19 protein-coding genes and 1 tRNA gene are annotated in these 21,627 nt (G+C 65.3%); 10 read left to right on the top strand and 10 right to left on the bottom strand.

Translation table 11 applies throughout. From position 1 onward, the window contains the following. Positions 1-1,101: 1,101 nt before the first annotated feature. From DL237_RS16460 to DL237_RS16420, 8 genes are all read right to left on the bottom strand, one after another. Positions 1,102-1,178, bottom strand: a tRNA-Pro gene (locus DL237_RS16460). A gap of 58 nt (positions 1,179-1,236) precedes the next feature. Beyond that, positions 1,237-2,196 (bottom strand): DMT family transporter, encoded by a 960-nt coding sequence (locus DL237_RS16455; RefSeq protein ID WP_119400176.1) that lies wholly within the window; start codon positions 2,194-2,196, stop codon positions 1,237-1,239. A 121-nt stretch (positions 2,197-2,317) separates the two neighbouring features. Next, positions 2,318-3,424 carry a 3-isopropylmalate dehydrogenase gene (leuB, locus tag DL237_RS16450; protein ID WP_119400175.1) on the bottom strand — a complete coding sequence of 369 codons (1,107 nt, stop codon included), beginning with the start codon at positions 3,422-3,424 and terminating at the stop codon, positions 2,318-2,320. A gap of 75 nt (positions 3,425-3,499) precedes the next feature. Beyond that, entirely contained in the window at positions 3,500-4,537 is a 1,038-nt protein-coding gene (locus DL237_RS16445; RefSeq protein ID WP_233545028.1) for an endonuclease/exonuclease/phosphatase family protein, read from the bottom strand. A gap of 200 nt (positions 4,538-4,737) precedes the next feature. Further along, entirely contained in the window at positions 4,738-5,343 is a 606-nt protein-coding gene (leuD, locus tag DL237_RS16440) for a 3-isopropylmalate dehydratase small subunit (protein ID WP_119400174.1), read from the bottom strand. Between the two features lie 202 nt (positions 5,344-5,545). After that, positions 5,546-6,064: an HdeD family acid-resistance protein gene (locus DL237_RS16435; protein ID WP_158585669.1), complete on the bottom strand. Its 519-nt coding sequence runs from the start codon at positions 6,062-6,064 to the stop codon at positions 5,546-5,548. A 43-nt stretch (positions 6,065-6,107) separates the two neighbouring features. After that, positions 6,108-7,520 carry a 3-isopropylmalate dehydratase large subunit gene (leuC, locus tag DL237_RS16430; protein WP_119400172.1) on the bottom strand — a complete coding sequence of 471 codons (1,413 nt, stop codon included), beginning with the start codon at positions 7,518-7,520 and terminating at the stop codon, positions 6,108-6,110. A gap of 180 nt (positions 7,521-7,700) precedes the next feature. Next, positions 7,701-8,366, bottom strand: coding sequence for a hypothetical protein (locus DL237_RS16420; RefSeq protein WP_119400171.1), 666 nt, complete (start codon positions 8,364-8,366; stop codon positions 7,701-7,703). Positions 8,367-8,697: 331 nt separating this feature from the next. On the opposite strand from DL237_RS16420, the gene DL237_RS16415 reads away from it, so the two are divergent. From DL237_RS16415 to DL237_RS16385, 7 genes are all read left to right on the top strand, one after another. Then, a complete protein-coding gene (locus DL237_RS16415; RefSeq protein WP_119400170.1) occupies positions 8,698-10,170 on the top strand; it encodes a mechanosensitive ion channel family protein in 1,473 nt (490 codons plus the stop codon). Between the two features lie 50 nt (positions 10,171-10,220). Beyond that, the gene (locus DL237_RS16410) at positions 10,221-10,892 is read left to right on the top strand and encodes an FAD-binding oxidoreductase (RefSeq protein WP_119400169.1); all 672 of its coding nucleotides are present in this window, start codon (positions 10,221-10,223) and stop codon (positions 10,890-10,892) included. 469 nt (positions 10,893-11,361) lie between these two features. Further along, a complete protein-coding gene (rsfS, locus tag DL237_RS16405; RefSeq protein ID WP_119400168.1) occupies positions 11,362-11,724 on the top strand; it encodes a ribosome silencing factor in 363 nt (120 codons plus the stop codon). 16 nt (positions 11,725-11,740) lie between these two features. Next, positions 11,741-12,211: a 23S rRNA (pseudouridine(1915)-N(3))-methyltransferase RlmH gene (gene rlmH, locus DL237_RS16400; protein ID WP_119400167.1), complete on the top strand. Its 471-nt coding sequence runs from the start codon at positions 11,741-11,743 to the stop codon at positions 12,209-12,211. A 178-nt stretch (positions 12,212-12,389) separates the two neighbouring features. Next, a complete protein-coding gene (gene gpmI / locus DL237_RS16395; RefSeq protein ID WP_119400166.1) occupies positions 12,390-13,907 on the top strand; it encodes a 2,3-bisphosphoglycerate-independent phosphoglycerate mutase in 1,518 nt (505 codons plus the stop codon). After that, on the top strand, positions 13,904-15,094 hold the full coding sequence (locus DL237_RS16390; RefSeq protein ID WP_233545027.1) for a murein hydrolase activator EnvC family protein: 1,191 nt from the start codon (positions 13,904-13,906) through the stop codon (positions 15,092-15,094). The genes gpmI and DL237_RS16390 overlap by 4 nt, the downstream gene beginning before the upstream one ends. Beyond that, the gene (locus tag DL237_RS16385) at positions 15,094-16,479 is read left to right on the top strand and encodes a S41 family peptidase (RefSeq protein WP_119400186.1); all 1,386 of its coding nucleotides are present in this window, start codon (positions 15,094-15,096) and stop codon (positions 16,477-16,479) included. Before DL237_RS16390 ends, DL237_RS16385 begins: the two co-directional genes overlap by 1 nt. Positions 16,480-16,976: 497 nt before the next feature. Here the strand turns inward: DL237_RS16385 and DL237_RS16375 are convergent, their stop codons facing one another. Next, positions 16,977-18,203, bottom strand: coding sequence for an acyl-CoA dehydrogenase (locus tag DL237_RS16375; RefSeq protein WP_119400164.1), 1,227 nt, complete (start codon positions 18,201-18,203; stop codon positions 16,977-16,979). 105 nt (positions 18,204-18,308) lie between these two features. On the opposite strand from DL237_RS16375, the gene DL237_RS16370 reads away from it, so the two are divergent. The 3 genes from DL237_RS16370 to DL237_RS16360 all read left to right on the top strand — a co-directional run bounded on the left by DL237_RS16370 (position 18,309) and on the right by DL237_RS16360 (position 20,527). Further along, positions 18,309-19,220 (top strand): LysR substrate-binding domain-containing protein, encoded by a 912-nt coding sequence (locus DL237_RS16370; RefSeq protein WP_119400185.1) that lies wholly within the window; start codon positions 18,309-18,311, stop codon positions 19,218-19,220. A gap of 189 nt (positions 19,221-19,409) precedes the next feature. Next, positions 19,410-19,892, top strand: coding sequence for an RNA pyrophosphohydrolase (locus DL237_RS16365; RefSeq protein WP_119400163.1), 483 nt, complete (start codon positions 19,410-19,412; stop codon positions 19,890-19,892). Further along, positions 19,889-20,527 (top strand): hypothetical protein, encoded by a 639-nt coding sequence (locus tag DL237_RS16360; protein WP_119400162.1) that lies wholly within the window; start codon positions 19,889-19,891, stop codon positions 20,525-20,527. The genes DL237_RS16365 and DL237_RS16360 overlap by 4 nt, the downstream gene beginning before the upstream one ends. 37 nt (positions 20,528-20,564) lie before the next feature. Here DL237_RS16360 and hemC read toward each other — a convergent pair whose 3' ends face one another. Next, positions 20,565-21,512 carry a hydroxymethylbilane synthase gene (hemC, locus tag DL237_RS16355; RefSeq protein ID WP_119400161.1) on the bottom strand — a complete coding sequence of 316 codons (948 nt, stop codon included), beginning with the start codon at positions 21,510-21,512 and terminating at the stop codon, positions 20,565-20,567. Positions 21,513-21,627 lie beyond the last annotated feature (115 nt).

The raw sequence follows: 21,627 nt of genomic DNA, 5'->3' as shown, positions 1-21,627 counted from the left end.
CACCGCCACCCGTTCCGTCCGCCCCGTCTCGCGTCCCGTCGTGCGCCTCAGCGCCGCCGGTGAAGGGGGTTCTAGAGTTTACCACCCAAACCCGCAACCCCTTTTTCAATGAAAACCGATATTTTTTGAAGTTCATCAAAAATCGTTTAATTACAGCCGGTTGGAGGCAGACCAATCCAGCTGGCCCGGGATCGCCTTGCCTTGGCATCTGCCCGCGACGGGTGGTCAGGACAAGATATTGGGTTACCCACAGGCTTATCCCCAAGTGCTGCGAAAACCTGCCCGGAGTCACCGGGAATCGACCGGCAAGCGACTCGAATCTCTCTCCCCGGAGGATGAACGACCCCGGGCAGGCGCCTCCCGCCCCCTTACGAGTCACTTGCGGTTTCAACGTCGGTATCTGGGCGGTATCTGGGCGGTGCGATTGCGGTAATCAGCCCCCCGCCAGATGCGGGACATGCGCAGCCCCTGCGCTGTCGTGAGTATCCGCCCCCTCACACGCCTGAGCCGACGATGGGAAAGCGACGCCGCTGGCCCGGGGAGGTCGCACGGCAGGGCCAAGTCGGGAGGCGCAGGGTCGCGTCGGGGTCCAGCACAGACCGGAAGGGAACGCCCCCCCGGTCGACCGCCCGCCTTACGCCTGCACTTTCGGATCCGGGAACGGGAGGGCAGGCCTTATCCGGCAGAATGAGACCTTGCACAGCCCTGCCCTGTCACCAACCCGACGGGGTGCTGAACAAGGAAAGCCAAAAGCGCGCGCCACATCCGCAATGGAGAGGCGCACCACCCATGCGGCCATATGGAGAAGTGAGCGTATCAGGCCGGAGAGATGTCACCGGACCCACAGGACGAACCGCCCCCTGCTGACAATGCGCGAGAGGATCGCAGCGAGACGGAGGTGCGGACGCCCCCTACCCTTAATAGGGAGGGGAGAGCATTGCGGGGCGTGCGGGCGGGGTCGCCTGTTGGGTTACGCCGGCCCGCGAGCGCATCGGCGCAGCGATATCAAAGATAGAGAGAGGGAGGGAGGGAGGTTGCGAGAACCGGGAAGCCCGGAAACGACAAAGGGCCCCGCGGGGCCCAGCATCGTCGTTTCGTCATTGGTCGGGCTGAGAGGATTCGAACCTCCGACCCCCTGCTCCCGAAGCAGGTGCGCTACCAGGCTGCGCTACAGCCCGACCGTGGAAGGCGGGGTACATAGATTGCCGCGCTTTGGCAAGAGAGAAACCGCGCCGATCAGGACGACTTGCGCAGACGCATCAGCGGACCGATGCGCATGGCGGACGGCGTGCCGATACGATTGCGGGTGCGCAGCACAGGTTGCTGCGATGTCCGCCCGGCCAGGGATTCACGCAGCACGATATAGAGACCCGATGCGATGATCAGCCCCGCCCCTGCGATCACGTTCACCCCCGGCAGCTGATCGAACAGCAGATAACCAAAGGCGGTGGCCCAGATGATCTGGGAATATTGCATGGGCGCGACGATCGCGGCCTCGCCCGCCGTGTAGGCGGCAATCACGCAGAGCATCCCCAGGATCGACAGGCCCGCGATGGTGGCGAAGCCCAGCATGTGCATGCCCGCAACCGGATGGTAGTTCGACGGCAGTAGGATCATCGCCAGCCCCATCAGCGCAAAGTTGGCCATCATCGGGTACAACAGCATGACCACGCTCCGCTCGTCCCGGCCGATCTTGCGCACGATGACCGAGGCGAAGGCCCCGGCGGTCGCGGCGACGAGGGCCGCGAGGTGGCCAAGGTTCAGCGACGCGCCACCGGGGTTCAGCACGATGCCGACGCCGATCAGGCCGACGATCACCGCCATCCAGCGATGCAGACGCACCTTTTCGCCCAACAGCGGGATCGAGATCACCGTGATCAGCAGCGGGGTGGCGAAGAAAATGGAATAGGCATCGGCCAGCGGCAGCACGGAAAATGCGTAGAAAGCCGAGCTGTTGGCCGTGACCGTGAACAACGTCCGCAACAGCATCCACCAGGGATGCGCCGGAATCAGCGTGCCCGGCTTGGCATCGCGCATCAGCATCACGCTGGTAAGCGGAAAGCCGAACAGGACTGAGAAGAAGACGATCTGGAAAGACGAGTAATCCGCGCCCAGCAATTTCACGACCACGTCGTGACTGGAATAAACCGCATAGGCGAGCAACGCGAAAAGGATACCCCGAGTATTTCCAACCATGGCAAAAGCGACTCCTGAGTGCTGTTGCGACAACACTGGCGCTGCGGTGCGGAATGGCAAGGGTCGGCTGGGCGGCTGGGGTCGAACCTGCGCAGATTTTGCGCAGGTTCGCTGTTGTGCCTTACAGGCTGGCGTTCAGGGCCGCGACAACGGCATCGCCCATCTGGCTGGTGGTGGCGGGGGTCACGCCGGCCTCGTTCAGCAGATCGGCCGTGCGCACGCCATCGGCCAGAACCTTTTCAACCGCAGTTTCAAGGCGCGTTGCCTCTTCTCCGAGGTCGAAGCTGTAGCGCAGGGCCATCGCAAAGCTGAGGATACAGGCACAGGGGTTGGCCTTTTCCTGACCGGCGATGTCGGGGGCGGAGCCGTGCACGGGTTCGTAGAGCGCCTTGGGGCGGCCATTGGCCATCGGCGCGCCGAGCGAGGCCGAGGGCAGCATCCCGAGCGAGCCGGTCAGCATCGCCGCGAGGTCGGACAGCAGGTCGCCGAACAGGTTGTCGGTGACGATGACGTCGAACTGCTTGGGCCAGCGGGTCAGCTGCATTGCCCCTGCGTCGGCGTACATGTGGCTGAGCTCCACATCCGGATATTCGGCGTCGTGGATTTCCTGCACGACATCGCGCCACAGGATGCCCGATTCCATGACGTTGGCCTTTTCCATCGAGCAGACCTTGTTGGACCGCTTGCGCGCCATTTCAAACGCGGAGCGGGCGACACGGGCGATTTCGGATTCCGTGTAACGCTGCGTGTTGATGCCGACGCGTTCGTTGCCCTCGCGGATGATGCCGCGCGGTTCGCCGAAATAGACGCCGCTGGTCAGTTCCCGGATGATCATGATGTCGAGGCCGGAGACGACATCCTTTTTCAGCGACGAGAAGTCCGCCAGCGCGTCAAAGCACTGGGCCGGGCGCAGGTTGGAAAACAGGTCCATTTCCTTGCGCAGACGCAGCAGGCCACGTTCGGGTTTCACCGAGAAATCGAGGTTGTCGTATTTCGGACCGCCGACAGCCCCCAGCAGCACCGCGTCGACCTCTTGCGCCTTGGCCATGGTGGCGTCGGTCAGGGGCACGCCATGCGCGTCGTAGGCGCAGCCGCCGACGAGGTCTTCGCTGACGTCGAACGTGATGCCACGCTTGTCCGCATACCAGTCGATGATCTTGCGGACCTCGGCCATGACTTCGGGGCCGATCCCGTCACCGGGGAGGATAAGAAGCGAGGGGTTGCTCATCTTGGGCTGTCCTTCCTGAAAGCTTTGCGACCTCGGGTAAACGTAGCCGGGGCAAAGTTCAAGATTTGACGGAGGTCAGCGCGGCAGGAGGAGATCGACCCAGACCAGGCGGTGGCGGCTGGCGCGCGCGGCGGTATCGGCCAGGGGCGGCGTGTCGGGCCACAGCACGCCGCTGGCCTCTAGCGTGAGATCGGCGGAGGGCAGCACGTAGTCGACGCGCATCGGGCCGGGGCCGTCGGTTTGCGGCCAGTCGACGGTGTGGTTGCCCTGGGCGCCGCGCGGTGCGGGGTCTTGCAGCGCGGGATGTGTCAGCAGGTCACGGATCGCCTGCCGCCGCCCCGCGCCGCGGTCCGGGTCGAGGTTGGCACCGCCAGCGATCACGAAGGGCGGAGAAAGCCGCGCCGGGTCGGTCAACGCCTTGGTCCAGAACGCGATTTCATCGTGATTGCGCCGACCGTTGCGGTCCTCGGGCCCATCAAACACCGGGGTCGTGGCGCGAAATATCGCGAGGGAGAGGCGGAAGGCGCCAACGTCGACCGGCACGATCCAATGACCGAGAGAGGAGAGGCGCTGGACGTCGTGGCCGGGGTCTTCGGGGCGCATCAGCGTGCCCGGCTGGTCGCGCCACAACAGGGCCGAGAAATCCTGCACCGGCGCTGCGATCGCAAAGCGCGACAATACCGCCATACCACCCGCGCCGCTGAAACGACCATAGCCCTGAGCATCGCGCGCCTCGCCCCGCCGACCGTTGCCGTCGAGATCGAGGCCGGTGGGCATTCCCGTGTTGGGGCGGGGCGCAAAGGCGTGCTCAAAAGGCGTGGCGAGGGTGGCATTCAGCGCCCCGAGGGCCAGCCCCTCGACATCGAAGTCGACCCCGGAGAGGACAAGGATGTCGGGCCGTGCGGCGGTGATGATCTGCGCGACGGCGGCAACTTGCGGATCTGCGCCGCCAAGAATATCGCGCAGCAGCAGGCCGGGGCCGTCGCGCCCAAGCTCGGTGTCGTAGTAGGCGACGCGGATCGTTCCGGCGCCGACGCTCAGCGGGATGATCATACATATCAAAAGGATAGAGATCAGAGCCCAGCGGGACAGCCCGCGAAAATTGCCAGCCATTGATCTGCCCCCTGCCCTAGCAGCCCGTTTGCCGTGTTGACGTGGCCGCACCTGCTGCCTGCGCCTGGTGCCTGCGCCTGGCCGTTGATCACTGGATCCTGGCTAGGTCAGAGCGGCTAAGAAACGGTTAACCCTGTCTGGGATGCAACGAAAAAGGCCCCCGGTGAGGGGGGCCTTCGGCATCGGGCAAGAGAGCTGTTTCAGACCCAGGGGCGGGCCTGGGCGGCCTGGGCCTCGAACGTGTCGATGGCGGCGGATTTTTCCAGCGTCAAACCGATATCGTCCAGCCCTTCCATCAGGCAATGCTTGCGAAAGCTGTCGACCTCAAAGCTGAAAACTTCTCCGTCCGAGGTGGTAACGGTCTGGTTTTCAAGGTCGATTTCCATCCGGGCGTTGGCGCCCTTTTCCGCATCGCTCATCAGGACATCGACGACTTCTTGCGGCATGACGATGGGCAACATGCCATTCTTGAAGCAGTTGTTGAAAAAGATGTCGGCAAAGCTGGTCGAGATCACGACCTTGATGCCGAAATCCGCCAGTGCCCAAGGCGCGTGTTCGCGCGAAGAGCCGCAGCCGAAATTGTCACCGGCGACAAGCACTTGCGCATCGCGGTAGGCGGGTTTGTTCAGCACGAAATCGGGCTTTTCGCTGCCGTCGTCGTTATAGCGCATCTCGTCGAACAGGTTCACGCCGAGGCCCGAACGCTTGATCGTCTTGAGGAACTGCTTTGGGATGATCATGTCGGTGTCGATGTTGACCAGCGGCATCGGCGCCGCAATCCCCGAGAGTTTTTCGAACTTTTCCATCTGTCGTCTCCTGGCCGGAGGGCACGTCGGTATCCTGTCGGTATCGTGTCTGTACCTGATCAGTTTTTCAGGCGGTCGGGAGAGGGATGCAGCCCTGCCCCGTCTGACCCTGTGCCTGTCCGATGTGCCCTCAGTCTCCGGTGTGGGTGAAATTGAAATAGGTGTGAGGCGCGGGCGGCAGGGACCGCCAGCGCGAAATCGTTCAGTGGCCCTTGCGTCGGATGAACCACGTAAAGGCAAGCAGGCCGATCCCTTCGGACAGCAGCTGGAAGCCCAGCAGAATGCCCAGCAGGGTGCTGGCCGCCGCGGCGATGTTGAAGAACACGAGCAGGCCGATCCCGATGGAGGCCGCCGCCGAAAGCAGCATGACCCAGCGTAGCCGCGTCTGGCCCAGTTGCAGCCCCATCAGCAGGCGCACGACCCCCATGACCAGAAAGACCACGCCAAGGATCAGCGTCAGCGACACGGTACCCGCCAACGGGTTGGCCAGCATCCAGACCCCGGCGACGATGCTGAGCAACGCCACGAAGCCATTGAAGAACCGCCCCGAGACGCCACCGGCGCGAAACAGGATCCAGGCCTGCACCACGCCGCTGAGCAGGAAGAACACCCCGACGATGGTCGTGACGGTCAAGGAGGCGGCAAAGGGGTTGGCCAGGGCCAGAATGCCGCCAAGTGCCAGCAGCACCCCGATCATCAGCAGTATGGATGATACGCGCATGGTCATTTCCTCTTTCCGTTGCCCGGCCTCGGCCAGCGTCTGCCTACATCATGTCCCGCACGTCGGTCAGCTTGCCCGTGACAGCCGCAGCCGCCGCCATCGCGGGGGACATCAGGTGGGTGCGTCCCCCCTTGCCCTGCCGCCCTTCGAAGTTGCGGTTGGAGGTGGCGGCGCAGCGTTCACCCGGTGCCAGTTGGTCGGGGTTCATCGCCAGGCACATCGAGCACCCCGCGAGGCGCCATTCGAAGCCGGCCTCGATGAAGATGTCGGCAAGACCTTCTTCTTCGGCCTGGGCACGCACGAGACCCGAGCCGGGCACGACCATGGCGCGCATCCCGTCCTTGATCTTCTTGCCTTTCAGGATCGCGGCGGCGGCGCGCAGATCCTCGATCCGGCCATTGGTGCAGGACCCGATGAACACGGTGTCGATGGCAATGTCCGAGAGTTTCTGACCCGCTGTCAGGCCCATGTATTCCAGCGCGCGCTTGGCGGCCTCGACCTTGCCACCGGAAAAGCTTTCGGGGGCGGGCACGACATCGGTGATCGCCAGCACGTCCTCGGGCGAGGTGCCCCAGGTGACGACGGGGGCGATATCTTCGCCCTTGATGGTGATCACCTTGTCCCAATGCGCGTCGTCATCGGAGTACAGGGTCTTCCACCAATCCATCGCCGCTTCCCACTGGGCACCCTTGGGGGCGTGGGGGCGGCCGTTGACGTAGGCAAAGGTCGTGTCATCGGGGGCGATCAGGCCCGCACGCGCGCCGCCTTCGATCGCCATGTTGCAGACGGTCATGCGGCCTTCCATCGACAGCGACCGGATCGCCTCGCCGCAGTATTCGATGACATATCCGGTGCCGCCTGCGGTGCCGGTCCTGCCGATCACGGACAGGGTGATGTCCTTGGCGGTGACACCGGGGCGCAGCTGGCCGGTGATCTCGACCTTCATGTTCTTGGATTTCTTCTGGATCAGGGTCTGGGTGGCAAGGACATGCTCAACCTCCGACGTGCCGATGCCGTGGGCCAGGCTGCCGAAGGCACCGTGCGTCGCCGTATGGCTGTCGCCGCAGACCACGGTCATGCCCGGAAGGGTCCAGCCCTGTTCGGGGCCGACAATATGCACGATGCCCTGACGGACATCGTTGACCGGATAGTAGTGCACGCCGAATTCGCGGGCGTTCGTGTCCAGCGCGTCGAGCTGAATGCGCGAATCCTCGTTGTCGATCACGCCCGAGGCGCGGTCGAGCGTGGTCGGCACGTTGTGATCGGGCACCGCGATGGTGCGTTCGGGCGCGTGCACCTTGCGGCCGGTCATGCGCAGACCCTCAAACGCCTGCGGGCTGGTCACTTCGTGCACCAGGTGACGGTCGATATAGAGAAGGCAGGTGCCATCGTCGGCTTGTTGCACGACATGGGCGTCCCAGATCTTGTCATAGAGGGTTTTGGCTTGCGAAGACATGGCGGTCCTCTCCCTTGGAATTTCGTGGATTTTCGGAAATGGGGGATTTCGAATGATGGAACGCACGGGAAAGACCCCGCGCCAGAATCATAGCTGGGCGAGGATCGTCAGTGTCGCGCCAAAAAAGCGCCAGGGCAGGCGCGCGCGGTCATCCATGTCGAAAATCTGCGTCATGAGACGCTATGTATTCCGAAGCTTGATTCCCTGCAAGAGCGGCTGAAGCACCGCCGGCATACGCCACGCGGCATCTGTCATCTCGGGCGTCATCTCGGGCGTCATCTCGGGATCCGCGCGGCTATGGCCGGTCAGGATCGCATTCTGGCCGATCCGGGTCAGTACCGCGTCGGAGCGCGCCACCTCGGCGCGCAGCCGGTCGACCGGGCTGATCGCGGGGGCCGCATCGCCAACCGTCCGGGTCAGCACACCGGGCGCGCCGCACCAGGCTTCGGCCACGTCCGCGACCTCGAAAATCTCGACCGAGAGGTTGTCCAGCACGGCCGCATGGGCATGAAACATCCGCGCCATCGCATAGCCCAGGCTGCCCGGATCGGCGCAGAACGCGATCCGCAGCCCGATGTCGTCACCGGAGGGCACAGAGGCGGGTGCGCAGGCGGCGGAGGCGACCGCACCATCCAGCCGCCGCAGATAGGCCTGGATGTGCGAGGATGTCAGGTGCGTGCCGGTCAGCTGGCGCAGGTCGATCAACGCGCGCGGGGCGCACATCGTCCCCACCATCTGAAAGGATTGCGCCGCAACCTGGAGCAATTCGGGCGGATGCGGCGTACCGACCACCTGTGCCACAACCAGATTCGAGGCCGGATGAAGCACGACCCGGAGCGTTTTCAAATCTCTATTCATTTTTCAACCATGACAGTACGTGCGACTCGTATGGGGATCTCTCCCATCAGGAAATAAGCATGTATACAGCAGAAAAGCGTTCTTTTTGCCCTGAATGACGCAAATTGGCGTCTCTTTTTTGCCCGGCGCGACGCAATCCCGCATCATCCTGTCCAGAAATGGCTGCAAAGCGGCGGACTCGTGGCCAGAGGGGGGGGCGCGACGGCTGGACGGGCTACCTGAGAACAGGGCGCGCCCCGTCGGTTGCGCGACAGGTCGCCGCCCGCGCCGCAATGTGCCAGAGTGCACGGAGACACCAGGCGGAGGATACGTGACGCAGATGCAGGATTTCGAAACGTTGCTTGCCGCGATGATGGCGCGGGTCGAGGCGCTGAGCCAAACCCTGTTTCGCCCCTGGAACGGCTATCAGATCCTGATCGCACTGGGACTGTTCGTGCTGGCGCATGTCGGTGCCAAACTGCTGCGCCCGCGCCTGCATGACTGGTTGCGCACGCGCGAAGGCTGGCCCAAGTGGCGTCTGCGAATGCTGCTGGTCCTGCTCAAGCGGCTGCGACTGATCCTGTTCGTCGGGCTGTTGTGGCCAACCATCTGGATCATGCAGGAAACCACATGGCCATCGCGCAGCTACCTGCTTGGCATCCTGGGATCGCTGGCCTTTGCCTGGCTGGCGATCACGCTGCTGACCCGCCTGATCGCGAACCATGAATTGCGCATCCTGGTGCGGGTCGGCGGCTGGGTCTGGGCAACGCTGATGATCCTGGGCCTGTCGGACGATGCGCAGGTCCTGCTGGACCGCGTGTCGTTTTCGCTGGGGAATACGCGGTTGTCGGTCTGGGTCCTGTTGCAGGCGGCGGTGCTGCTGACCGCACTGCTGAGCCTGGCGCGCTTTCTGGCCCATGCCAGCGCCGCCAGCATCAGCCGATCCCGCGACATCAGCCCTTCGATGCAGGTTCTGGCGGTCAAGTCGGTGCAGATCCTGCTGTACGGAATCGCCTTCTTTTCAGGGTTGCGGGCCGTCGGCGTCGATTTGACCGGCCTCGCCGTGCTGTCGGGCGCGATCGGCGTCGGCCTTGGGTTCGGCCTGCAAAAGGTCGTCTCGAACCTGGTCAGCGGCGTCATCATCCTGCTGGACAAGAGCATCAAGCCGGGCGACGTCATCAGCCTGGGCGAAACCTTCGGCTGGATCAACGCCCTTGGCGCACGATACGTCAGCGTGGTCACGCGTGACGGGCGCGAATACCTGATCCCGAACGAGGATCTGATCACCGGACAGGTGGTAAACTGGTCGCATTCCAATGAATTCGTGCGCCTCGATATCCATTTCGGCACCTCTTACGCCAGCGACCCGCACAAGGTGCGCAAACTGGCGATCGAGGCTGCGCGCGGGGTGTCGCGGGTGCTGGTCGACCGCCCGCCGGTCTGCCACATCACCGGGTTCGGGGACAGTTCCGTCGACTATATCCTGCGCTTCTGGATCCGCGACCCGACAGGCGGGCTGACCAACATCCGCGGCAATGTGCTGCTGGCCCTGTGGGACACCTTCCACGCCAATGACATCGTCTTTCCCTTTCCCCAACGAGAGGTGCGCCTGCTGGAGGGATCGTCGCTGCAGATGCAGCGCGGAACCGGCCCGCAGCCCGCGGAGAGCGAGGCCGGCGCGCGACCGCGGCCCGATCTGTCGTCCTTTCCGCACGCCGGACCGGAACAGGAAGGGCCCGAACAGGAAGGGCCGGAACAGGAAGGACGGGCCCCCACAGACCCCAGGGCGGCGGGACCGGACACCAAGGCGTGAGGGAACCCCACCGCGCCGCAGCGTGTTTGTTGCGAAAGGAGGTCTCCATCATGGCCCACAAGCTGACCCTGAAAGAGAAAACCAGTCTGACGCATGACGTGAACCAATACGTCTTTACCCGGCCCGAGGGGGTAGAGTTCACCCCGGGCCAGGCGACCGAATTGTCACTGGAAGATCCCGCGTGGCAGGACGAAGGCCGCCCCTTCACCTTTACCTCGCAACCCGAGGATTCCACGCTCGAGTTCGTGATCAAGTCCTATCCCTCTCATGACGGCGTGACGGAGCAGCTGGGCGCGCTGAAGCCGGGCCAGTCGGTCGAGATCGTCGACCCCTTCGGCGCGATCAGCGACGCGGGGCCGGGCACCTTCATCGCCGCCGGGGCCGGGCTGACACCCTTCATCCCGATCCTGCGCCACCGGATGCAGGCGGGGACGCTGAAGGGCTGCCGGCTGATCTACACCAACAAGTCGGAGGCCGACATCATCCTGCGCGAGGAATGGGAGGCGATGCGCGATCTCGAAACGGTGTTTACCGTGACGGACGAACCGGGCAAGACGGTGCGCCGCGCCCGCGTCGACCAGGCCTTCCTGGCCGGGGTGATCGACGACTTCAGCCAGCGGTTCTATCTCTGCGGGCCCGGGGATTTCGTCGATGACGTGCGCGACGCCCTCAAGGCCCTGGGCGCCAAGGCCGACCGGATCATCACCGAAGAGGGTTGGTAGGGCATCCGCCCGGCACCGCCAATGCGGTGCCCGCGCCGGGCCTTCTGCGACCGGCCCTTTTGCGAAATGCCGGTCCTTATGCCGGGCGTTTTGCAAAATCAGGTGCCACGGGGCCTTTCCATTCGCGCCGCGACCCCTTAAAGGCCGCAGATCGAACGCACGCCAGATGCCGCCAGACAGCGCTGCCCGTCCCGCCGCCCCGACCCGCCGACCGGCCCCACCAGGGCCAGGCCCGGTGCGCCGGGACCGGCTACAGGACAGGTACGCTGGCGTCGCTCTCGGGCCTGCGCGCGCGCAAATGCGCGCCCGTGTGCGACCGATTGTACGCGTTTCGTTGAAATGAACGCCCGGCCTTGCTATCTTGGCCCCATGCCCAGCACCGGGGTTCCGGCGGTGCGCTGCCAGGGAGGACTATGTCCTGTCACTCGACGCAACTGCGGATCACTCCGCGCATGAAGGGGCCACGCTCATGACGGCTCCGAAAGAGCTCTCGTCCAAGGACCAGCTCGACCTCATCCTGCAATCGCTGGACGACGACAAGGCCGAGGAGATCGTCACGATCGACCTCGCCGGGAAATCGTCGATCGGGGACTACATGATCGTCTGCTCCGGCCGCTCCTCGCGGCAGGTCTCCTCGATTGCCGACAAGCTGTCCGAACGTCTCAAGCACGCCTCGGGTCGCACGGCCAAGATCGAAGGCAAGGAAACCGGCGATTGGGTGCTGATCGACACCGGCGACATCATCGTCCATGTCTTCCGCCCCGAAGTGCGCGAATTCTACCAGCTCGAAAAGATGTGGCTGCAACCGGGCAGCGCGGCCCCGTCCGCCTGAGTCCGGCAGCCCCCTCATGAAGCTGCATGTCTGCGCCATCGGCCGGCTCCGCTCCGGGCCTGAAAAGGCGCTGATCGACGACTACCTGGATCGCGCCGGCAAGACCGGACGCGCCTTGGGACTGGGCCCCGCCTCGGTCTCCGAAGCCGAGGACAAGAAGGGTGGCGGCATGTCCGCCGAAGCCGCCCTGCTGACCCGGATGATCCCCGACGGTGCCGCCATCGTGGCGATGGACGAACGCGGCAAGCTCCTCACCTCCCCCGACTTCGCAAACCAGCTTGGCCGATGGCGCGATGACGGCATCCGCGACGCCGCCTTCCTGATCGGCGGCGCCGACGGGCTCGACCCGGGCCTGCGCGCCCGCGCCGACCTGGTCCTGTCCTTTGGCAAGATGGTCTGGCCGCATATGCTGGCCCGCACGATGCTGGCCGAACAGCTCTACCGCGCCACGACGATTCTCGCAGGCGCCCCGTACCATCGCGAATAATCGTTTCCCTGGTCCAAGTATCCCGGGGGAATCCGCCGCAGGCGGATGGGGGCAGCGCCCCCTTTGTGACCCCATCCCCGCAGAACCCGCCACTTTGGGCCCGGTTTGCGCGAACCCGGTTCACCCTGCCCCTGCAACCCGCTAGAACGGCCCTGAAACAGGCAAAGGATCAGATCAGATGCGCATTCCCAAACCCGTCGTCCTGTGCATCCTCGATGGCTGGGGGCTCAGCGACACGACCGAGGCAAACGCCCCGGCCCTGGCCGACACCCCGACCTATGACCACATCATGGCCACCTGCCCGACCGCGACGCTGATCACCCACGGCCCCGATGTCGGCCTGCCGAAAGGCCAGATGGGCAACTCCGAGGTCGGCCACACCAATATCGGCGCGGGTCGCGTCGTGGCCATGGACCTGGGCCAGATCGACCTGGCGATCGAAGACGGCTCCTTCGCGGAAAATGCCTCTCTCAACGACATGATCGCGACGCTCAAGGGCACCGGCGGCACCGCCCACGTCATGGGCCTCGTCTCGGACGGTGGCGTGCATGGGTCCCTGCCGCATATCATCGCGGCCGTGCAGGCGATCACCGGCGCCGGTGTTCCCGTCGCCCTTCACGCAATCACCGACGGCCGCGACGTCGCCCCGCGATCCGCGCTCGGCTTCCTTGAGGAACTGGGCGCGGCCCTGCCCGACACGGCCCGCATCGCCACCCTCTCGGGGCGCTACTACGCGATGGACCGCGACAATCGCTGGGATCGCGTGCACTTGGCCTATGACGCCATGGTCAACGCACGCGGTGAAACCGCCGCCACACCCGAGCAGGCCATCGAACAGAGCTATGCGGCGGGCAAGGTCGATGAATTCATCCTGCCCACCGTGATCGGTGATTTCGGCGGCGCACGGGACGGTGACGGCTTTTTCTGCCTGAACTTCCGGGCCGACCGCGCCCGAGAGATCCTTGCCGCCATCGGCAAACCCGATTTCGATGGCTTCGACACCGGCCCGCGTCCGAAATGGGCGGCGCTGCTGGGCATGGTCGAATATTCCACCGATCACTCGACCTACATGACCACTTGCTACCCCAAGCAAAAGATCGTCAACACCCTCGGCCAGTGGGTCGCGGCGCACCACAAGACCCAGTTCCGGCTGGCCGAAACCGAAAAATACCCCCATGTGACCTTCTTCCTTGATGGTGGCGTCGAGGTGCAGAAGGACGGCGAAGACCGCTTCATGCCGCTTTCGCCCAAGGTCGCGACCTACGACATGCAACCCGAGATGTCCTCGGTCGAGGTGACGGACCACTTCGTCACCGCGATCGAACAGGGCTATGACCTGATCATCACCAATTACGCCAACCCCGACATGGTCGGCCACACCGGTGACCTGCAAGCCGCCATGGCGGCCTGTGCCGCCGTCGACAAGGGGCTGGCCCGCGTCGTGGCCGCGCTGCAAAAGGCCGGTGGCGCGATGCTGCTGACCGCCGATCACGGCAATTGCGAGGTGATGGTCGACCCCGTCACCGGCGGGCCACATACCGCCCATACCACCAACCTCGTCCCCGTCGCCCTGATCGGCGGGCCCGAAGGGGCCGCGCTGCGCTCCGGTCGCCTCGCCGATATCGCGCCGACGCTGCTACAGCTGATGGGGCTGGAAAAACCGGCCGAAATGACCGGGGAAAGCCTGATCGAATGATCTCGGGGCGACTGGCCCCCCTGCGCACCGCCACCCTGCTTGCGGTGGCGCTCGCATTTGCGCAGGGCACATCTGCGCAGGAAATGCCGCAGAACGTGGCGACGCAAGACGTGGCGACGCAGGCCCGCGCCGCGGCGGACGATCTGGATGCGGCCTCGCGGGCGCTGGACAGCGCCGCTCGGGCAAGCGACCGGACAGCGGCCCTGACCGACGCCATCCGCGCCTACGAAAAAGGCCTGTCCGCGATGCGCCAGAGCCTGCGCGAGGCCGCCCTGCGAGAGGCCAGCTTGCAGCGTGAATTCGACGCCCAGCGGGACGAGATCGCGGCCCTTCTGGCGGTGCTGCAAACCCTGTCCCTCGAACCCGCGCCGGTGCTGATGCTGCATCCCTCCGGCCCCATCGGCACCGCCCGGTCGGGCATGCTGATGGCCAAGGCCGCACCTGCCCTCAGCGACAGGGCCGTGGCCCTGGGCCAGCGACTGGCCGAGGCGAAGGACCTGCGCACCATCCAGCAAGGCGCCGCCGATCAGCTGGCGCGCGCCCTTGCCGGCATGCAGCAGGCCCGCACCGACCTGTCGCAGGCCGTGTCGGAACGCACCGATCTGCCGCGCCGCTTTACCGCGGACCCGATGAAGACGCAGCTGTTGATCGCCACCACCGAAACCCTGCGCGATTTTGCCGCCAGCCTGCCCGATATCGCGGATGATAGCGCCGGGGCAGATCCCGCCCTGCCCGAGCTGCACATAGACAAGGGGCATATTCCCCTGCCGGTGCAGGGACGTGTGCTGCGCCGCGCGGGCGACAGCGACGCCGCCGGGATCACCCGCCCCGGGCTGGTTCTGGCTACCCGCCCCCGCGCGCTGGTGACCACGCCGACGGCGGCGACCCTGCGCTATCTCGGTCCCCTGCTGGACTACGGAAACGTGATGATACTTGAACCGCAATCGGGCATACTCTTCGTGCTTGCCGGACTGGATACGGTTTATGGAAAGATCGGCGAAGTCCTGCCCGCCGGCGCGCCAATCGGCCTGATGGGGGGCAACGACCCCGCTGCGGGCGCGATTGTGGCACAGGCGCAAGACGGCTCTGGCGGTGACCGCCCGGAAACGCTTTATATAGAGGTCAGGCAGGGAAACGAACCGCAAGACCCCGAAACCTGGTTCGAACTCACGAAGGATACGCAATGATGAAGAAATTCGCCATGGCAGCAATCGCCGGCATGACCGTCGCGGTTGTCGCCACGACGCAGCTCGCCCCTCCGCTGCTCGCGCAGGACAAATCCGACGACGCCAATGTCTACGAGCAGCTGGACCTTTTCGGCGACGTCTTCGAGCGGATCCGCAGCCAATACGTCGAACCCGTCGATTCCAAGAAACTGATCGAAGCCGCGATCTCGGGAATGCTGACCTCTCTCGATCCGCACTCCAGCTACCACCCCCCGGAAGAGGCCGCGGACCTGCGCGTGCAGACGCGCGGCGAATTCGGCGGCCTCGGCATCGAGGTCACGCAGGAGGACGGCTTCGTCAAGGTCGTCTCGCCGATGGATGACACCCCGGCGGCCATCGCCGGCGTCGAGGCGGGCGACTTCATCACCCATGTCGATGGCGAAAGCCTGCTGGGCCTGACACTGGACGATGCGGTCAAGATGATGCGCGGCCCGGTCGGGTCCGAAATCGTCGTCACCATCGTGCGCGAGGGCGAGGCCGAACCCTTCGACATCACCATCGTGCGTGACACGATCAAGCTGACGGCGGTGCGCGCCCGGACCGAAGGCAATACCGTGGTTCTGCGCATCAGCGCCTTCAACGACCAGACCTTTCCCAACCTCGAAGCAGGGCTGAAGGAACAGATCGACGCGGCCGGCGGCATCGACAGGATCAACGGCGTCGTCGTCGACCTGCGCAACAACCCCGGTGGCCTGCTGGTGCAGGCGATCAAGGTCTCCGACGCCTTCCTCGACAAGGGCGAAATCGTCTCGACCCGCGGCCGCAACCCCGGCGAGGGCGACCGCTACAACGCCGAAGCGGGGGATATGATCGACGGCAAGCCCATCGTCGTGCTGATCAACGGCGGGTCCGCCTCGGCCTCCGAAATCGTCGCGGGCGCCTTGCAGGATCACCGCCGCGCCATCGTCGTGGGCACCAAGTCCTTCGGCAAGGGCTCGGTCCAGACGGTGATGCCCCTGCGCGGCGACGGCTCGATCCGGCTGACCACCGCACGCTACTACACGCCGTCGGGGCGCTCGATCCAGAACCTCGGCGTCTCGCCCGACATCGTCGTCGAACAGCCCCGCACCGACCCCAACGCCCCCCCCGAGGAAGACGACACCCCGGCCCGCGCCATGCGCTCCGAGGCGGACCTGCGCGGCACGCTGGACAACGATTCGCTCTCCGAGGACGAGATCAAGAAGATCGAGGAAGAACGCGCCAAGGCCGAGGAAGCCGCCAAGCTGCGAACCGAGGATTACCAGCTCGCCTACGCGATCGATATCCTCAAGGGCCTCTCGGCACTCGGACCGCAATACAGCGTCACCGCCACCCCGGCCTCCGACGAAGCGTCGGTCAAACCCTGAGCAACGCCGCCTGCCCCGAAACAACCCCCGTGCCCGTCCCGGCACGGGGTTTGTTCACCTGAACAGACGCCCCCGGCGCATCGCGGGCAGCGCAGATCGTATTGGCCTCTCGATCACGGATACAGGCGTCACGGACCGCGACCCCATGCTGCGGGCGCACATCCGACTATTCGTGACATCCCGCCCCTTGCCCGCCTCGGCCAGGCCCTCCGGATAGCCGGGACAGGAAAACCACGCTCCACGCCCTCTCCCCCCGAAACAGGCCCACGCCACGACGCGCGTCATACCAGCAACGCGTCCGCCAAAGCGGCGCATCAAACGCCCGCGCCCGCTCGACCTCCGCGATCGCAATCGCGCGGTGGCGCAGCATCTCACGCACCCCTCCCCCTGTCATCTGGCGATAAATACCCCCGCCGGAGGCCTCCTCCAGCCGCAAGACGCAAAACGGCCCGGACATCGCCCGGGCCGCTGCAAAACGCACTCTTCCAGAAGAGTTCTCAGAAAAACGCCTGCAAACCGGTCTGCGCCCGGCCCAGGATCAACGCATGTACATCATGCGTGCCCTCGTAGGTGTTCACCGTCTCAAGGTTGGCCGCATGGCGCATCACCTTGTATTCGATCTGGATGCCGTTGCCGCCGTGCATGTCGCGGGCCATACGGGCGATATCCAGCGCCTTGCCACAGTTGTTGCGCTTGATCATCGACACCATCTCGGGTGCGGCCATCGCCTTGTCGAACAGTCGTCCCACCCGCAGCGCCGCCTGAAGGCCCAGCGAAATCTCGGTCTGCATGTCCGCCAGCTTCTTCTGGAACAACTGCATCTGGGCCAGCGGCTTGCCGAACTGCTTGCGGTCCATTCCATAGTTGCGCGCACCGAACCAGCAATCCTCGGCAGCCCCCATGACGCCCCAGGCGATGCCATAGCGGGCGCGGTTCAGACAGCCGAAGGGGCCTTTCAAACCACTGACATGCGGCAACAGGGCCTCTTCGCCAACTTCGACGTTATCCATGACGATCTCGCCGGTGATCGAGGCGCGCAAGGACAGTTTGCCGCCAATCTTCGGGGCCGTCAGACCCTTCATGCCCTTTTCCAGCACAAAGCCGCGAATCGCACCGTCATGTGCCTCCGACTTTGCCCAGACGACGAAGACATCCGCGATCGGCGCGTTGGAAATCCACATTTTCGACCCGACCAGGCGATAGCCGCCCTCGGTCTTGATGGCGCGGGTCTTCATCCCGGCGGGGTCCGACCCGGCATCCGGCTCGGTCAGGCCGAAACAGCCGATCCATTCGCCGCTGGCCAGTTTCGGCAGGTACTTCATACGCTGCTCTTCGCTGCCATAGGCATAGATCGGGTACATCACGAGAGAGCTTTGCACCGACATCATCGAGCGGTAGCCCGAATCGACCCGCTCCACCTCGCGCGCGACAAGACCGTAGCTGACGTAGCCGGCACCGATCCCGCCGTATTGCTCGGGCACCGTGACGCCCAGCAGGCCGACTTCGCCCATTTCGCGAAAGATGTCGGGGTCGATGCCTTCGTCCAGGTACATCTTGTCGACCTTGGCGGCGAGGGTACCTTGCGCGAACTGGTTGGCCGAATCGCGGATCATCCGCTCTTCCTCTTCCAGCTGATCCTCCAGCAGGAACGGGTCCTCCCAGGCAAAGCTGGACATGTTCGGGCGATCCTTGTCCTTCAGGACGGGCTTGGTGGGGGTATCCATCGGTATCTCCTGCATTCTGTTGGGCACAGGTTAGGCGATTGCAGCCCCCGGCGCTAACGAGTAATTCTGCAAGGGTCATGAGTTATTCGCATGAAGGTGGCACGGATGCGCAAGTCATACATACCTTCGGTGGGCGAGCTTGAAGCGTTTTGCGCATGTGCGCGCATCGGCACCACCACGGGTGCGGCGCGTGATCTGGGACTGACGCAAAGCGCCGTCAGCCGCTCGATCGCGGCGCTCGAGGATCGCCTGGGGGTGGCGCTGTTCCTGCGGGCCCGCCAGCGTCTGTCACTGTCCGACGCCGGCCGCAGTTTCCTGCGCGAGGCCGAGGCCCTGCTGGAGCGGCTGGATGCGGCGGCGACTGGCGTCATGGCCTTTGCGGGCCAGCAATCGGTGCTGCGCATGGCCGTGCTGCCGAGCTTTGGGCGCAGCTGGCTGATCCCGCGCCTGAGTGCATTCCAGGCCGCCGCGCCGGGCATAAGCTATGACGTGGCCGCCCGGCTGGAGCCGGTGAATTTCGACACCGCGCCCTTTGACCTTGCCATCCAGCGGTCCAGCCACCGCAGCGCAGGCGCACAGCACCTGCATCTGCTGGACGAGGTGCTGGTTGCCGTCGCGGCCCCGTCCCTGGTCGCGCCGCGACGGCGACAGGGCGGGGCGTTGCGTGACATCGACCTGCCGGAGCTGCCACTGTTGCAGCAGAGTACCCGTCCGACCCTGTGGCCCGACTGGTTTCGCCAGGCCGACATCGATCCGCGTCGGTCGCTGCGCGGGGCGCGCTTCGATCATTTCGACATGGTGGTGGATGCCGCCATCGCCGGCCTCGGCATCGGGCTGGTGCCTGAAATCATCGCCCGTGCGGCCTTGCAGGACCGGCGGCTTGTCGCCGTGTCGGAGCGGCGGCTGGAAACCGGGCAGGCCTATACGCTGATCTATCCCGAGCGCAGCGCCGCCCGCCCCGGATTTGCGCGCTTCCGCGACTGGCTGAGTGCCGAAATCGCCGGGATATGGGCCTGAGAGCGGTATCCGGGGCAATGTCGCGTCGGCCTCCGGCGGGGATATTTCCGACAGGGAAACCTGCGGGGCGGCGCATCGGGCCCGCGGGCCGTGCAGATGACGGTGCCGTGAAGGGGGGTGAGATTGCGCTTGGCCGCACGTCGGTTAGGATGGGGCGACACGCCTTGCGCGCAGATGTCAGGAGTAGACATGACACCACAAGAGATCGAAAGACTGCCCTATCGCCCCTGTGTGGGCGTGATGCTGGTCAACCGGGACGGTGCGGTCTTTACCGGCCAGCGGATCGACAGCGAGGTTGCCGCCTGGCAGATGCCACAGGGCGGGATCGATGCCGGGGAGAGCCCCGAAGAGGCCGGTTTGCGGGAATTGTGGGAAGAAACCGGCATCACCGCCGACAAGGTGATGATCGAGGCCGAAACAGCCGAGTGGGTCACCTACGATCTGCCGCCGGAGCTGGCCGGGCGGATCTGGGGCGGGGCGTTTCGCGGGCAAAAGCAGAAATGGCTGCTGATGCGGTTCCGGGGGGCGGATGACGATGTGAAGATCGACACCGAACACCCGGAATTCAGCGCTTGGCGCTGGATGACACCGGACGCCCTGGTTGACAACATCGTGCCGTTCAAACGCGAGGTTTATGCCCGCGTCCTGGCAGAATTCGGAGAGCGCCTATGACCACCCTCACGCAGACCCTGCCCCAATCCCTGGTCCAGCACCCTCTGGTGAAATCGAGGCGCAGGCGGGCCTCAGCCGCGCTGTGCGCCCTCGCCCTGGCGACGTTGGTCGCGGGCCCGGCGCAGGCCCTGTCGTGCCTGGCCCCCGACGTGGCGCGCAGTTTCGACGAGGCCAGCACCTCGGACGCCCGATACATGGTGCTGCATGGCACCCTGGACCGGGGAACGCCGAGCCTGCCAGAGCAGGATCTGACCAACCCGGACCCCGAGGTGCAGCGCCTGCCCGCCCTGGTGCGCGGCAAGGCATTGACCGAGGACGGTTTTTCAGCCGCGGTGCAGGCGCAGATCACCATGGAGCTGGGGTGTACCGGCCCGTGGTGCGCCGCGCTGCCGGAGAACGGTGAAGTGCTGGCCTTTATCGAGCTGACCAACAATGGTCCGATCCTGCGGCTGAATGCCTGTGGCGGGCATCTCTTTGCCGATCCCAGCCCCGAGCAGATTGCCCTGATCGAGAGTTGCCAGGCCGATGGCTGCCCGGCAGGGGAGGAGGCGGAGGAAGAGGGCCAGCCCGCCTCGCCCGCCGAGAGCGCGCCTGAGGCGGACATCGAGCCGCAGGTGCTGCCCGAGACGAAGTAGCGTCAGGGCACACGCGCCGGGCCGGGCCGGGTCAGGGTCAGGGACGCCAGTCAAAGAAGCCGGGGCCGGCTTGTCTGAGCAGGTCGTTGGCCATGTCGCGCCCCAGGGCCGCACCATCCTCGATCGGGGCGGTTCGGTCATCGGTGAGGGATCGCGAGCCATCCGGGCGCAGGATCTCGCCGCGCAGGCGCAGCGTGCCGCCATCCAGTTCGGCCAGGCCGGCGATGGGGGTTTCGCAGGACCCGTCGAGCGTGGCGAGGAACGCGCGCTCGGCGGCGAGGCGCTGCGCGGTCACGTCATCATGGATCGCCTCGAGCAGGGCCGCGGTGGTCATGTCGTCGCGGCGGCGTTCGATGCCGATCGCCCCCTGGGCGATGGCGGGCAGCATTTCCGAGGGGTCGAGCGCGGCCTTGGCGACGTCGGCCATGGCGAGGCGATTGAGCCCGGCCATGGCAAGGAAGGTCGCCCCTGCCACGCCTTCGTTGAGCTTGCGCAGGCGGGTCTGCACGTTGCCGCGAAATTCCACCACGTGCAGGTCCGGCCGGCGCACGAGCAATTGCGCGCGACGGCGCAGCGAGGAGGTGCCCATGGTGGCCCCCTGCGGCACATCGGCCAGCGCCGGATAGGACAGCGAGACGAAGGCATCTCGCACATCTTCGCGCGGCAGGTAGCAATCGAGTACGAGCCCGGCGGGCTGTTCGACCGGCATGTCCTTCATCGAGTGTACGGCGATATCGATTTCCCCGTCGAGCATCGCCTGTTCGATTTCGCGGGTGAACAGCCCCTTGCCGCCGACCTCGCGCAGGGATTTGTCCTGGATGCGGTCACCGGCCGTCGAGATGCGCAGGACATCGAAGGCCGTGACCGGCAGATCGAAGGCCGCGGCAAGGCGATCGCGCGTTTCATGCGCCTGGGCCATTGCGAGAGGCGAGCCGCGGGTGCCGATCTTGAGCGGTCGGTCGGGTGTCGGAAGAAGGATTTTCATGCCCGAAAGCTCTATTGTGGAGGGGCGAGAGAGGCAAGAGGCCAGGACGATCCGCGCGCAGGCGTTGTTTTCCCCTTCGGGGAGGATATTTGGAACAGGGAAACCGGGGATGGGT

This window comes from Pseudooceanicola sediminis, assembly GCF_003575965.1.
GTDB lineage: Bacteria > Pseudomonadota > Alphaproteobacteria > Rhodobacterales > Rhodobacteraceae > Pseudooceanicola > Pseudooceanicola sediminis.
Note: the sequence above shows the minus strand (reverse complement) of the source record. Positions and strands in the feature narration are given on the sequence as shown.